We start from the raw sequence: 13,960 nt of genomic DNA on the forward strand, positions 1-13,960 counted from the left end.
CGCCTTTCACCACCACCTAAATTAACTCGCTTTGGCTCATTAGATTTAGATGGAGCACTTGGCGCTATTGGGTAGAACCCAATACGTGGTTTGAAAGCTCAGGGAATAACGCGAACGAGCCTGCAATAAATATAACAAATAGCCAGGGCGCACACAGTTTTGAAAAGTCAGCAACGGTTGAAAAGCCATACATAGCAACAAATACAACAATTGAGCCAACGGCTAAAACAATGGCGACAAACCAAAAGCTGTTTGGATACCAATCAAGCTGCGCGGGTATGTCGAACAAAAACCGCACGGCCGTGGAGGATACCGTGATCATGGCCGCCGATATAATACTAAAAATAACTACATTAGCCCAGTTATAGAGCTTGGTCATTGAGTTACCAGCAATTTTGTTTAAGTAGTTATATAAACTTAAGCGGGTTTGTACTGCAATGGGTGCCGTAATTAGCCACCAAGAACACATTGCTAGCAGGTTACCTATTAATAACCCCAATAGAATGTCGATGGTTGATGCGCCTAATGCAACAAAGGTTGCGCCAATAACAAATTCAGTGGCAGCAACATGTTCACCAGCGTATAGCCCTGCAAAATGTTTCCAGCCGTGAAGCTTATTATTAGCAACCGGAAGTTGCTCTTCGTTTACATCTTTAAATGTGTGTGTGTGTGGACTCGTTGCCATGGTATTTCCTAGTTGTTAACAGCAAAGTACTTAATACCTAAAGACTTTGCTTCTTATAATTTAGTTTTATAAACGCGTAACCACTTGTTTTAGTTTTTATAATTAATATCAGTACTAACAACGCTTATATTTTGCCACTTATAAACCCTATAAATGTGTGTTGGTATAAGTAGCCATGTTTAAATGTTTTTACTTTTAAGTGCAGGATAAGCTGTAAAAAACTGCTGCCAATGAGTTAAGTGAGCAACATTTGGATACGCTTTACGAACATAGTTAATGGCCGTTTGCATGTGCTGCCCGCCACTGTAATGCAGTACTTGCATATTGGCATTTATGGCTGCACATACGCCAGCTTCGCTGTCCTCAATGACCAAGCAATGCTCTGGTTTTACGCCCATTTGCTTAGCTGCATGTAAAAATAAGTCGGGGGCGGGTTTACCACGCTTTACTTCACTGCTGGTAAATATCGTATTGCTAAAACAGTTACTTAAATTAACTATATCTAATGCTTTAGCTGTACGTGCTGGGCTGCTACTTGTGGCAATACATTTGGGCACAGCTAAGTTATTAAGTACTTCGTTTATGCCATCGGTTGTACTGAGCGCTGAACCAAACTCGTTTAAGAGCGCTTCTCGGTAATCATCTTCAAAGCTATTTGGCAAAGTGACATTAAAGGCGTTTTGGATTTTTTGACTTACGGTTTTAAAATTACACCCCAAAAAGTGTTGCTGTACATATCCGCGGTCAATGTTAACCGTTAAATACGCAAGCATATCAATCAACACTTGAGCGCTGAGTATTTCACTGTCGATGACTACCCCATCGCAATCAAATATTACTAAATCAATTTTAGCGTTCATTGGGTTACCTTAAACATTTACTTTTTGTGCAAAACATCAAATGAGCATAAGCCCGACTAGTGAGCATATTCCCTTTATTGTTTTTGAATGTCAACAAAAAGTGAACGAATTTACTTGTCGCTACTACAAACATAAATAAACAAAACTAAAAGCCGCTGTATTTAATCAAGTTTACAAAAAATATATAAACCTAAAATTGGATCTAAAAGTATATTTTAAGCCCCACTTGCAATCTTATTTATGAATTATTCTAATCTATTTAATCAACTTTACCGAACAAAGGAATGTTCATACACTCCTCAACAGTTAAACAGCCAGCAGCACTGCCGGCAATTTTAAATAATAAGGTCAACATGAATATTTTATTAAACGCAATAAACAAGAATACAAAACTAACATTAAGCGCGTTAGCACTTGCGATGGCATTACCAGCAAGCGCGGCTACATTAACTAAAGACAACGGCGCAGCTGTTGGCGACAACCAAAATTCAATAACTGCAGGCGAGCGCGGCAGTGTGTTATTAGAAGACGTACAACTAATTCAAAAACTACAACGCTTTGCACGTGAACGTATTCCTGAGCGTGTGGTACATGCGCGTGGTACGGGTGCTCATGGTGTATTTGTGGCATCAAAAAGTTTAGATGATTTAACCATGGCAGCACCTTTTACCGAGGTCGGTAAAGAAACTGACGTTTTTGTACGTTTTTCATCGGTAATTCACTCAAAAGGTAGCCCAGAAACACTGCGCGACCCACGTGGCTTTGCGATTAAATTTTACACCGATCAAGGTAACTGGGATTTAGTGGGCCTTAACTTACCGGTGTTTTTTATTCGTGATGCAATTAAATTTCCAGATATGATCCATTCATTAAAGCCATCACCTGTAGATAACATTCAAGATCCTAACCGTGTTTTTGACTTTTTTTCATACGAACCAGGCTCTACTCACATGTTAACGTGGGTTTATAGCGACTACGGCACACCAGCAAGCTTACGTAAAATGGATGGTTGGGGTGTTCACTCTTACAAAATGATTAATAAATTGGGCGATGTTAAGTACGTTAAATTTCATTGGGTAAGTAAACAAGGCATTGAGAATTTAAATGCAAAAGAAGTCGCTGAAGTTCAAGGCCAAGACTTTCAACATTTAACACGTGATTTATACAGCGAAGTAAATAAAGGTAACTTCCCAGAATGGGATCTATACATTAAAACGCTTGATCCGTCGCAGCTTGACGACTTTGATTACAACCCATTAGATGCAACAAAAATGTGGTTAGGTGTAAAAGAAGTGAAGGCAGGTACATTAACGCTTAATCGCATGCCAACTAACTTTTTTCAGTCAACAGAACAAGTAGCAATGGCACCGTCTAACATTATTACGGGTATTGAACCCTCAGAAGATAAGTTATTACAAGGGCGTGTATTTTCATACGCAGATACGCAAATGTATCGCCTTGGTGCTAACCATCAACAGTTGCCAATTAACCGTGCAAAAGTGGAGGTAGTTAACTACAACCAAGACGGCGCAATGAACTATGGTAATACTCAAAGCAACGTAAACTATCAACCAAGCCAAGAGAACCTAGCTGAAAACCCAATTGCCCGTAGAAGTAATACAGAGCTTAAAGGTTTTGTACAACAAGCAGCCATTAAAAAGCAGCAAAACTTTGCGCAAGCAGGTGTTTTATACCGAGGTTTTAGTAAGCAAGAACGTACTAATCTGATCAATAATCTAGCGGGCGATTTAGTAAAAATAAAAGACAGTAACGTTAAGCACAAAATGCTTAGCCACTTTTACAAAGCTGATAGTGAGTACGGTACACGTTTAACTAAAGCCATTAATGGCGATATTAAAATAGTTAAGCAGCTGGCAGCTAACCTGTAATTAGCAAGTTACAAAACATTAGTCCCAACTAAACAAGCTGTTATATAAGTAACCACAACCATGAGGAAGGAGGCAACCAATCCCCTTCCTCTTTTTAAAAGGTATAAAGTAATGCGTAATTTATTAATTATAGTAGTGCTACTAATAAGTTTTACCAGTAGTGTTTACGCTCAAAATACAACGGATACACAAACACCTAGTACACAACTTGAAAACCAACACTCAGCGCAAACACAATACGAGAGTTTATTTGCTTATTACTTTGCTGCTGCACGTACCAACGATACCGCTGTAATTAAGCAATTTGTAAGTGCCGGCATTCCTATCGACAGCTATAACAATAAAGGTTACACCGCATTAATGATTGCCACTTACCATGGTAATAAAAATACGGTAAACACACTTTTACACTTAGGCGCTAATGCTTGCATGGAAGACAACCGAGGCAACACAGCGCTAATGGCCGCTATTTTTAGAGGTGAGTTTAGTATAGCCAAAACACTGGTATCACTTGATTGCGACAACGCACATCAAAACAAAGCAGGCCAAACAGCCGAACAATTTGCACACACATTTGGCCAGCAAAAAGTGCTCAATTTACTCACGCAGGTTAAAAATTCTAAATAAAGTTCAAAAGCCCTTATAAAAGAGCTTTAGGTGTAACTAAACTTTAGCGGACTGCTTATTTAAGTCGTTACTTCTACATTATATTTTTGGGGTTTATCTCGCGTTACAAAGTAGCAAATTAGCGAGCCAAGTGTTACCAGCACCACTCCTTGCCAAAACGAAGCACTTAACGTAATAGACAAATACAACGCCGAAATAATAGTAGAAAACACCGGTGTAAAGTACGAAAGCGTTCCAAGCAGCATTAAGTTACCGCCAATAATCGCTTGATTCCACAGTGCATAACCACTGCCAACAACTACACCCGCAAGTAACAATGTCATGCTTGAGCTGATTGAAAACGTTAATGGCGCTTCATTACTAAAACCATATTGCGCCCACAAACTCATTGCCGTAACAGTAAAAAATAACGTAATAGCATTTTTACCATTACTTATTTTTTGCGTTACTACGCAATAAATAGCCCATATAAACGCGGCAGCTAATGCCATTAAATAAGTAGCAGGATTATCAGCAAAGTTAGTAACTAACGTATCGACTGACATTTCTTGATCGCCCGTAATACACCAAGCAACCCCTAAAAAAGCAATGATCATACTTGGGTAAACCCAGTAACTTACTTTTTTACGCCCAATAATAATAGAGAGCAATATAGTCAGCGTGGGCCATAAATAATTAATTACCGCCATTTCCATAGCCTGATGACGACTATTTGCCATACCGATAGAAAGTGCCAAGCAAATTTCGTACGACACAAATAATAAAGTACCTACTACCAAGTAGCGTTTCGAAAAACCACTAAACTTAGGCACTCCCATAACCAAAATTAAAAATATCGCACTGACAGAGTACATAGCCGCAGCACCACCAATGGGGCTAAACAACTCAGAAATATCCCGTAGTAATGCCACTAAGCAGCTCCACAGTAGTATTGCAGCGACTCCATAAAGTGTATATTTATTTTTGCTTATAAAATCCATATTAAACCTAAAGTACTACTTAATAATCTGAAGCTAAACTAACAGTAATTTTTTGTTTTAACAATAACATGCCGTTAATCTGCAGTGCATAACTAGCATTATCAAAGCTAAATATTATCACTATAGTTATAAGCAATAAGCGTAAACAGCCATTCAGTGTTTAAATTTAGCAAAGCAGCACAAACGCTAGGTAAATTAAAGTTACTGACTCTTTTGTCTCGTATTACCACTTTTACAGTGGTGTGGTTAAATAACTCACTAAACAGAGAAAGCAAATATGAACAAGTTCACGACTCCCGATCTATACGACGAACACCGTGATAGCGTACAAGTAGCCGACTGTGGATTACAGCACTTTGGTAACAAAACCACCTTTAGTGGTCAAGTCGTTACTGTAACGTGCCCCGATGACAATTCGTTTGCCGCTGAAATACTTCATCAAAATGGCGTAGGTAAAGTGCTGGTTATTAACGGCTTTGCTAGTAAACGCTTTGCATTTATTGGCGATATTATGGCAGAGCGTGCTTTAAAAAATGGCTGGGAAGGTATAGTTATAAATGGTTGTTGCCGAGATATTGAGATTCTTGCTACCTTAAATTTACCTATTATGGCGCTTGGCTCAACACCACGCAGTACGTTAAAGCGAGGTTGTGGTGAAAATAATCAAGCTATTGCCATGTTAAGCGTCTGCATTGAGCCTAATGATTGGCTTTACGCCGATGTGAACGGACTAATTGTGAGTAAACATAAACTTAGTTAGTTGCTAAATCACAACTGAAATAGATTAGCTGCCGCTTTTTTAATAAAATCTGAAACAAAAAAGCCCAGCATTGCTGGGCTTGTGTCATATTAATAGGTAACTATTTTATTAGTTAAAAGTTACCGTCATATTGTGAACGTTGCTCAACGTTTGGCAGTGCATCATCCATATTTATAGTGTTGAACAAAGCCTGGAGGGTTCTTAAAATATCTTGATAATTATACGAGCAAGCCGATGATTTTAAATTTGTTTTTATAAATGCTGATTGCTGTAACATAAAACTTTTCCTTAGAATTCTTATGTAACACTACCTAATTTTTGAACAACTTACAATACAGTTTTTACATTCGTTCACAGTTGTTAACCACCTGTTTTGCAGCTCACGATAAGCATGCTTTGCTGTCTTACGTATCTATTTATTTAACCCAAACTAACTATTACTTATTGCATAACACACTGTAATTAACGAAGCCAAAATTAACATCAGTAAAGGAAAACTAGTAATAGTCATTTAGAATAAAGCTGTAAAACAAAAGCAATCAATAAATTTAGTTTATAGTCGCTTTTAACTTATTTAACGCATCAACTGAAAAGCCTCTATCGTAAAAATAAAGTATTTTACCGCTGTTATTTATAACTCAAGTTTCGGGATTCAAACCCAATAATAAAAGCCAAATAACATGATGATTTAAAAGAAGTTGATGTCTCATTGTGGTAAAATGCTTGTTGCATAGACAAAGCAAAAAACAACAAGAGACATCAAATGAACTCTGCCACAAACACGACAAACTTACCACCATTAACGGCTGATTTACTTAGCCAAGCAAACCTGAATATCGATAATACGTTTAACTCAACATGGAAAAGCCTTAACTTTAAAGGCATGTTGAACCAAGCTAAGTTTTCAAAGCGCTCAGGCACACCTGTCGGTGATATTGTTTATCTACTGATGCTTTGGGTTTGGCTTAAGGTCGACTCTGTTGCCATGTTTTCAAGGGATGCCTTATTAAGCTTTTCAGCGGCTAAAAAAGATGCACTGTATGATTTACTCAACCGTGAAGATTTAGATTGGCGAAAACTGCAACTATTAACGGCTAAAAAAGTACTCAAATCGAACAGTAAAAATAAGCTTAGTGCCTTTGTTATTGACGACTCAGTAAAAATAAGGCGAGGTAAAAAAATGCCCGGCGTATCGAGTCACTTTGACCATTTAACAGCACGCTGTGTAATGGGGCAGCAAATACTCACGCTGGGTGTTGCCAATGATGAGCAATTTGTTCCCGTCGATAATGAGATTTTCATTAGCCAGGTTAAGGAGCAAGCGTTAGATTATAAATTTGCTGATGGTCGCAGTATCGCCGCCAAGCGTTATCAAAAATCCAAGCAGCAAACTAAACCAGAAATGGTGTGCGACATGATAGCACGAGCTATCCGCGCAGGGATTAATGCCGATTATTTTTTAGCTGATGCATGGTTTGCCACTAAACACATCTTAAGAATGACGATAGAACACTCACTTGTTGCTATTGTCAGAATGAAAAAGAATAAGATGAAATATCGTTTAGTGGTGGATGGTGTCAGCCACTTACTCAGCGCTAAAGAGCTATACCAGCGATACGTTAAAGGGAGCTGGCAAACGCTTAAGAATATGCCTTACCAAAGCAAGTCCATAACGGTGGAATTAAACCTTAGCAGCTCAGATCAAGAGCCTGCACAATGGGTGAAAGTAAAATTACTCTTTGTACGCTCAGTAAATGAAGCTAAACAACAGGCAAGTAAACATGACTGGGCGCTGTTCTTGACAACAGATAGCCAACTTGAAGATGAAAAAATACTTGAGGTTTATGCACTGCGTTGGGGGATTGAAGTTTACTTTAAGGAAGCGAAACAAAAGCTTGGTTTTTTAAAAGAGCAAAGCAGACACTACAGTGCTTACATCGCTTCAATTCACCTGACGGGGTTAAGGTTTTGTTTGTTGCTTTTTGCCAAGCAGGAAGAAGGCGCTGCTAGGCTGAGCAGTGTCAGGAGCGGTTTTGAAGAAAGTCTGACTGGTTTAAATTTTGCCAGTAAATTATGGGGATTATTCAAAGCACTCATAGCAGGAGCACTAAATGAAATGACTAATTTAACACTCGTTGAAAAATCAGGTGTACTAAACAAGATAGAACAAACGGTTGTGAATTTTTTTACGCAAGTTATGCAAATGGACAGTTTTACCTTACGGCAAGAGGCGTTAGAATAAGAGAAAGTTCATTTTTTTACTAAAAAATGAACTCCGAAACTTGAGTTATAAGGACTACACGGGTATTATTGGGATTTTGATTACCAGTAAATTTTTGTACTTTTTCGCCGTCTTTATAAATAGTGATTACCCCAGCCCAAAGCTCTTTTGGAATTCCTTTGCGCATACCACTGTCTATAAATGCACTAAACATGCGAGGTGCCATACCAGCAATAGTGGGTAGTTCGTAGGTAGGAATAACTACACCACTCATATCTAAGCCAATTAACCAGCGATCAATGTCAAACTGACTATCTTGCTTATAGCCTATAAGCAAAAGTGTTTTATCTGCATTAAAATCGCTTGGAATAGTCACTTTATTTTGCGTTAAACTTTCGCCGTCAATCGTTGGAAATTGTTTACCAATTACTTGCTGATTTGGGTACTGAGTAGAACATGCCGCTAAAAATATAAATAAAAAAGCAGTGAGTATTGATTTAGCCATAGTAAATCCTAATTATAATTTTTAAAGTAATACCTGTGCTTTTATATACGCTAAGCGTTACTTTATCGATCTAGCTATATACTCTTTAAATTCTAAAATAGGCATAGGCCGGCCATACTTCCAGCCTTGCCCGTAATGTACCCCTGCTTCTTTTAAAATGACTTCTTGCTCTGTTGTTTCTATGCCCTCTGCCACACAGGTATAACCAAATTTATGTACCAACTCCATAATATTAGGGATCATAGAGGCTTTTAAGCCTTCCGTAGCTATGTCTTGTACAAATGAACGGTCTATTTTAAGCTGATGGAAACTCAAATTATGTAAGTTTTTTAGGTTTGAATACCCAGTGCCAAAATCATCAAGTGACAAGCGAAAACCCGACTCGATTAATGTTTTAAAATAGCCATGAGCAATAGTTGAATCTAAATACTCGTCTTCGGTAATTTCTAAACAAATTACAAATTTAGATTGCATTAACCCGGCTATTTTCGGTAATGACAACACATTTCCTTGCTCTACATCACAAGGAAAAATATTTAATGACACCTTTAATCCACTTGGTAACTGCTCTGCACTTTCTAACTCATTAAGTACAGTGTTAATCATTATTTTGGTAAAAGACCAAGTTAAATTAATTTGTCTAAGTATAGGAATAAATTGATCCGGTGTAAGCACCCCGTAATCATCTTTAAAACGCGCAAGTACCTCGCAACCAATTATTTTTCCGCTTTGTAAGTTAACTATTGGCTGATAAACCCAATAAAAATTACCGCTCTTTAATCCCCTACGTATCCTGCTTACAATTGAGCGACGCGTAGTTAGGTGCTCATCAACTAATAAGCCACACGAAATACTCACCAAGCAAATTAAAATAAACGAAATAATAAATAGTTGACGATTATCGGCAAAAAATACATCCCATGGCAAATACAAAGCAACACAATAATTTCTATTATTATTACTGCACGTTATATTCGTTTCGTAATGTAAATAGTCATTACTTTTTATATTATTATGAAGCCCTGTTTGCCCAGCTAAATGAAATAAGTTTTCAGATTCTTTATAAAAAACCTGCCAATTAGGCGTTACAATAATTTTAGGATCGAATACTTCTGATTTTAGTATGAGGTTATAATTGCCTTGGCGAATAATTAGTACTTTTAGTGGGCGCTTAGTAAAAAGTAATAAGTAAAGATCAGACTCAAAGCGTATGCCTATTTGTGAAGGTTTATTTTTATTTACAATATAATCTGGTTGGTTATCTGGTAAAGGATTTTCAAGCATACCAGTACCTGTAGTACAGATTAATGTATTATTTTTAAAGTAGCCTATATCAATAGCAAACTTGGCATCAAATAGCATCCGCCGCATAGCAAGTAAATTCGCTTCGTTACAAGTAGTAAAATTTAGGTTATTTAATTTAGTTAAAACACGAACGCTTTCCTCTACACCATCGTCTACTTGGGAGAGTAAATATTGTGAGTCTGAATGTGTTTGCGCTACTAATTTTTGACCCGCAAAGTACAATAAAATAAAGCAACCTAATGCAAATATAAATCCACCTGATAGCAGTACTACTATTATTTTTTTAGGATGCTGTTTCATTGTAAATTGAGGTATCCCCATTTATGCAAAGTCCTTTAATAATTACATAAGTAACTGAAAATTCAAGTTTCTGATAATATATTTACAATAAATATTTAAAAATTAAAACTCACGAATAATCGCCTCTAATGCATCACTAATTTTTTGATGCTGTTTTTCGTCCAAATGCACACCATCCTCATTTGAAACACTCACAATCCTTGCCAAATCATAAAATGAGCATTGTTTTATACTAGCAACATTTGCAAATGCTGCTGCTAATTGCACTACTTTTTGCTCTGCCCCTTTGTATACGCCTGCGTAACTTCCTACTTCTCGTACATGAGCGGGACTAAGTATTAAAATTTTTGGAGAGCCTGGCGCATTGCTTTGCTCATAAAAATTCAATATTGAATCTATTAATGCTGTTAACCCAGCGGCAATATCGTGCACATTTAAACTAAACCGATTTTTCAGATCGTTAGTACCTAAATCTATAATAATTAAATCTATTTTAAGTTCATTTAAGTAAGACTGTAAATAAGTTACGCCCGATAACTCACCTGCAAACGGTGGGTTGTTTACTAAAGCACGGTTAGGCTGCCCAGCTTCTATTATTGTAAAATTAGCCCCTAACTTTACAGCAAGCTTTGCTGGCCAGCGCACTGTAGCACTAAATCGTATTCCTGTTTGCGGATTTAAACCCCAAGTATTGGAATCCCCAAAGCATAATATGTTTTTTATCATTAAAAAGGGTTTAGCGTATAGCCCTGCTGTTGTAACTGCGCATGTGCTGTCATTGCCGATAACGACATTTTTACGCCTTTTATTAACTGCTCAGGAGCTACTTTATAGTGCGTGGCCGACTGCCCACATACATAAACCACCGTATTATTAGCAAGTAATTGCTCAATTAAGCTTTGATTTTTGTTATCGACTTCAAAGCGGTTTTTATATGTATTATTATCAAGCACATCTACGCTTGCACTGCCATGTATTACGAGTGCCAGCTCTATATTTTCTGGTTTAATACCATGTGCTATATGCATATTAATAAACCGCGCTAAAGAATTCATACCATTATTTTGCTCACCTTTTTGCGCGCCTTTACCAACATCAAAGGCAATTTTAAAATGTGTGTTTTGCGTTATAGGTGCATGTGAGGGTACATTATAAAAAAAGCCAAAGTCTTTTATTGCGGGCTCTAAGTCATTCGCAAATACTGGCAGGCTTACAAACATTAGGCCAAGACCTAAAATAAAAGATTTCATTAATATTATTCCTTTTTATTTTTAATATTTTAATATTTTAATTAATAGTCATTTTTTGAACTACTTTAAGCTATCTACGAGTAATGTTTTACCCTAGTTGCCAATAATAGTAGCCGCCAAATAACGCACTGCAGTTAATAATTATGGTGAGCCAAAGTACGGCTATAAAAATACGCTTTTGTGATTTATGCCTAAACCATTGCTGAGCGATTAACGCCCCCGGCCAGCCACATAATAATGCTAAAAGGTGTAAAGTTCGCTCAGGCACTCTCACCACTGGCTGCTTTTTACTCATGGCCAAACGTTTGTCCCATTTATAAACTAAAATGGTAATTGTACTCATAACTACGTACACACTTGCGGCAATTGTGGGCCAATAGCTAAACAGCCCTCCTACGGTTAATACACACAAAAAACCAATCGAAAAAAGTAATAATGCTTTTTTAATCAAGTAACTCTCACCTATACTGTATCTAGGCCATACCCAGATTCACTTATACTAGGCAGTAATTATGTCATATTTAAAAACACTGATACTAACCTTTTGCATTGTATTTACAACCATTGTAAATGCACATCCAGCTGATTTAGCTAAAGAGCTCAGCGCATTTAAGCCATATTTAGGCACATGGCAGGCTAATTTTACAGTCCCTGAAGGCGCAAAGCCAAAGCAAGACATTAGTAAATGGCAGCGGGCTTTAAACGGTAAAGCTATTCGTACTATACATTCAATCAATGAAGGAGAGTATGGCGGCGAGTCGATGATATTTTACGATAGTAAAAAAGACTCATTAGTATTTTATTATTTCACTACGGCGGGGTTTTACACTAAAGGCACAATGAAGATACTTAGCCCTACTCAGTTTGTAGCCTATGAAGAAGTAACGGGAAATAAAGAAGGCATAACTAAAGTTAAGTCTACCAGCGAAATTAAAGGTGATGAATTTATTGTATCAACCTCGTACTTAAAAAAAGGCGAGTGGACTAAACCTGCAACCCGAACCTATACACGCAGTAACCAGCAGGTTAAGTTTCAATAAAGCGTTTATAACAACATTTAATTGAAAAAGGCAGCCAAGGCTGCCTTTTTCATAACTACTTAGAATTTATAAACTACTTTATGAATTTTTTAAATGGTTCATCAACTGGCGTATCTGCAAGGTGGTTAGTGTAGTTACTCATTACTTTTTGCGATAAGCCTACAATAATTTCAAGCAGTTGTTGCTTGCCATAACCCGCTGCAAAAAACTTTTCAATCTGCTCATCACTTATCACACCGCGGTCACGTGCCATTGCAAGTGTGGTTTCACGAAGTGCTTCAAGCTTAGGATCAGCAAGTGGTGTTTTATTTACTAGCGAATCAACAATACCTTGATCAACTTTCATTGACGCTGCAATTGCACTGTGGGCTGGCACACAATAATGACAGTTATGTTCAACGTTAATTGATTGCCATACAACCGTTAATTCTTCAGCATTAAATGACGTGTTTTGAAACAGCTCATGCAGTACTTGATAACCTTTAAGTAAAGTAGGTGCTTCTGCCATTACTGCATGTAGGTTCGGTACCATACCAAACGCAGCTACTGAATCGGCCATAAGAGATTTTGATTCTTCAGGTGCATTTTCTGCTGTATATAAAGTAAATTCTGTCATGTTTAGCTCCAATAAATAATTAGTTAGTTAACTTCGAGACACATACCATTTTATTTTGAGCAGTTGTTCAAGTTAAAATTGAGCATGTGTTCAAATAATTGAGAAATGAGATGGCGAATAAGATTAAGTTTGAGCGTGAGACAGTTGTCCGCCTTGCAAGTCAGCTATTTTGGGAAAAGGGTTTTCATGCAACATCGACGCGTGATTTACAAGAAGCTATTAATATGCGACCTGGCAGTATCTACTCTGCTTTTGGCTCTAAGGAAGGGCTTTATATTGAGTCTTTACGAGACTACACAGTACAAATGGAGAGCCAGATTAAAGAGTGCCTATCCACATCAGATACTATTTTGGGTGGGCTGCGCGCTTTTGTTGAAAATGTAATAACAAAAAAAGAAAGTGCGCCTAGTGCTATTTGTATGCTGGTAAAGGCCAACTGTGAATTTGCAGATAAAGACAGCAATTTATATCAACTAAGCTTAGATTTAATTGATAAATTTGAAAACTACCTTTCGGTTCTTTTTGAACAAGCAATAGCAAAAAATGAGTTAAGTAATAATATATCTGCGCAAGAGTATGCACGCTTTTTTGAAGTGCAGTTTACTGGTTTACGTGGTTATTTTAATCGCCCGGGTGTTGAGTCACTGGCTCAGCCAATGATAGATCAAATGTTTAAGATCATAAAAAGCTTATAAACGTCTCATTTTAGTTATTTGAACAAAAACGGCAGTAATTTAAATTACTGCCGTTTTTATCGAAATTTTCCGAGAAAACCCATTGATCGACGCGAAGCGGTGTCGATGGGATGAATCGGAATAGTTAGCCCTGCTCTTGAATGTATTTTTGAATTGTATCAGCAGCCGCATTCCCAACAGAGCAAACAAAATATCCGTCAGACCAAAATGTTTTTTTAACCCAGAAT

The 13,960-nt window shown here is 37.4% G+C and carries 16 protein-coding genes and 1 pseudogene; 6 read left to right on the forward strand and 11 right to left on the reverse strand.

The features are described 5' to 3' along the window. Nucleotides 1–70: 70 nt before the first annotated feature. Nucleotides 71–685 (reverse strand): annotated as a pseudogene (locus AAEZ18_RS17235) (hypothetical protein); the annotation flags it as partial. Nucleotides 686–864: 179 nt separating this feature from the next. Next, nucleotides 865–1,545 (reverse strand): HAD family hydrolase, encoded by a 681-nt coding sequence (locus AAEZ18_RS17240; RefSeq protein WP_182679122.1) that lies wholly within the window; start codon nt 1,543–1,545, stop codon nt 865–867. A gap of 353 nt (nt 1,546–1,898) precedes the next feature. Between AAEZ18_RS17240 and AAEZ18_RS17245 the strand changes: the two genes are divergently transcribed. Further along, nucleotides 1,899–3,434, forward strand: a complete 1,536-nt coding sequence (locus tag AAEZ18_RS17245; RefSeq protein ID WP_502935390.1) for a catalase — start codon at nt 1,899–1,901, stop codon at nt 3,432–3,434. Between the two features lie 111 nt (nt 3,435–3,545). Then, a complete protein-coding gene (locus tag AAEZ18_RS17250) occupies nt 3,546–4,061 on the forward strand; it encodes an ankyrin repeat domain-containing protein (RefSeq protein ID WP_350595359.1) in 516 nt (171 codons plus the stop codon). Nucleotides 4,062–4,120: 59 nt separating this feature from the next. Here the strand turns inward: AAEZ18_RS17250 and yddG are convergent, their stop codons facing one another. Then, nucleotides 4,121–5,041: an aromatic amino acid DMT transporter YddG gene (gene yddG / locus AAEZ18_RS17255; protein ID WP_011329837.1), complete on the reverse strand. Its 921-nt coding sequence runs from the start codon at nt 5,039–5,041 to the stop codon at nt 4,121–4,123. Nucleotides 5,042–5,318: 277 nt separating this feature from the next. Here yddG and AAEZ18_RS17260 point away from each other — a divergent pair, with 277 nt between their 5' ends. Then, nucleotides 5,319–5,801: a putative 4-hydroxy-4-methyl-2-oxoglutarate aldolase gene (locus tag AAEZ18_RS17260; protein ID WP_058374810.1), complete on the forward strand. Its 483-nt coding sequence runs from the start codon at nt 5,319–5,321 to the stop codon at nt 5,799–5,801. A gap of 112 nt (nt 5,802–5,913) precedes the next feature. Here AAEZ18_RS17260 and AAEZ18_RS17265 read toward each other — a convergent pair whose 3' ends face one another. Next, nucleotides 5,914–6,078: a hypothetical protein gene (locus AAEZ18_RS17265; RefSeq protein ID WP_350595361.1), complete on the reverse strand. Its 165-nt coding sequence runs from the start codon at nt 6,076–6,078 to the stop codon at nt 5,914–5,916. Between the two features lie 486 nt (nt 6,079–6,564). Between AAEZ18_RS17265 and AAEZ18_RS17270 the strand changes: the two genes are divergently transcribed. Continuing rightward, nucleotides 6,565–8,043: an IS4 family transposase gene (locus AAEZ18_RS17270; protein WP_350595364.1), complete on the forward strand. Its 1,479-nt coding sequence runs from the start codon at nt 6,565–6,567 to the stop codon at nt 8,041–8,043. 19 nt (nt 8,044–8,062) lie between these two features. On the opposite strand, the gene AAEZ18_RS17275 is transcribed toward AAEZ18_RS17270, so the two are convergent. From AAEZ18_RS17275 to AAEZ18_RS17295, 5 genes are all read right to left on the reverse strand, one after another. Further along, nucleotides 8,063–8,527, reverse strand: coding sequence for a hypothetical protein (locus tag AAEZ18_RS17275; RefSeq protein ID WP_350595366.1), 465 nt, complete (start codon nt 8,525–8,527; stop codon nt 8,063–8,065). A 57-nt stretch (nt 8,528–8,584) separates the two neighbouring features. Then, nucleotides 8,585–10,153 carry an EAL domain-containing protein gene (locus tag AAEZ18_RS17280; RefSeq protein ID WP_350595369.1) on the reverse strand — a complete coding sequence of 523 codons (1,569 nt, stop codon included), beginning with the start codon at nt 10,151–10,153 and terminating at the stop codon, nt 8,585–8,587. Nucleotides 10,154–10,234: 81 nt separating this feature from the next. Then, nucleotides 10,235–10,858: an SGNH/GDSL hydrolase family protein gene (locus AAEZ18_RS17285; protein ID WP_350595371.1), complete on the reverse strand. Its 624-nt coding sequence runs from the start codon at nt 10,856–10,858 to the stop codon at nt 10,235–10,237. Beyond that, entirely contained in the window at nt 10,858–11,352 is a 495-nt protein-coding gene (locus AAEZ18_RS17290) for a DsrE family protein (RefSeq protein WP_372811411.1), read from the reverse strand. The genes AAEZ18_RS17285 and AAEZ18_RS17290 overlap by 1 nt, the downstream gene beginning before the upstream one ends. Before the next feature lie 118 nt (nt 11,353–11,470). Then, nucleotides 11,471–11,833: a DUF1294 domain-containing protein gene (locus AAEZ18_RS17295; protein WP_089369134.1), complete on the reverse strand. Its 363-nt coding sequence runs from the start codon at nt 11,831–11,833 to the stop codon at nt 11,471–11,473. 61 nt (nt 11,834–11,894) lie between these two features. Here AAEZ18_RS17295 and AAEZ18_RS17300 point away from each other — a divergent pair, with 61 nt between their 5' ends. Then, nucleotides 11,895–12,422, forward strand: a complete 528-nt coding sequence (locus AAEZ18_RS17300) for a hypothetical protein (RefSeq protein ID WP_089369133.1) — start codon at nt 11,895–11,897, stop codon at nt 12,420–12,422. A gap of 73 nt (nt 12,423–12,495) precedes the next feature. On the opposite strand, the gene AAEZ18_RS17305 is transcribed toward AAEZ18_RS17300, so the two are convergent. After that, nucleotides 12,496–13,038: a carboxymuconolactone decarboxylase family protein gene (locus tag AAEZ18_RS17305; RefSeq protein WP_011329822.1), complete on the reverse strand. Its 543-nt coding sequence runs from the start codon at nt 13,036–13,038 to the stop codon at nt 12,496–12,498. A gap of 110 nt (nt 13,039–13,148) precedes the next feature. Here AAEZ18_RS17305 and AAEZ18_RS17310 point away from each other — a divergent pair, with 110 nt between their 5' ends. Beyond that, nucleotides 13,149–13,733 carry a TetR/AcrR family transcriptional regulator gene (locus AAEZ18_RS17310; RefSeq protein WP_011329821.1) on the forward strand — a complete coding sequence of 195 codons (585 nt, stop codon included), beginning with the start codon at nt 13,149–13,151 and terminating at the stop codon, nt 13,731–13,733. A gap of 124 nt (nt 13,734–13,857) precedes the next feature. Here the strand turns inward: AAEZ18_RS17310 and AAEZ18_RS17315 are convergent. Next, on the reverse strand, nt 13,858–13,960 hold a 103-nt coding region (locus tag AAEZ18_RS17315), incomplete at its 5' end, for a transposase (RefSeq protein WP_197108535.1).

This window comes from Pseudoalteromonas sp. 19-MNA-CIBAN-0066 (assembly GCF_040308705.1).
Lineage (GTDB): Bacteria > Pseudomonadota > Gammaproteobacteria > Enterobacterales > Alteromonadaceae > Pseudoalteromonas > Pseudoalteromonas nigrifaciens.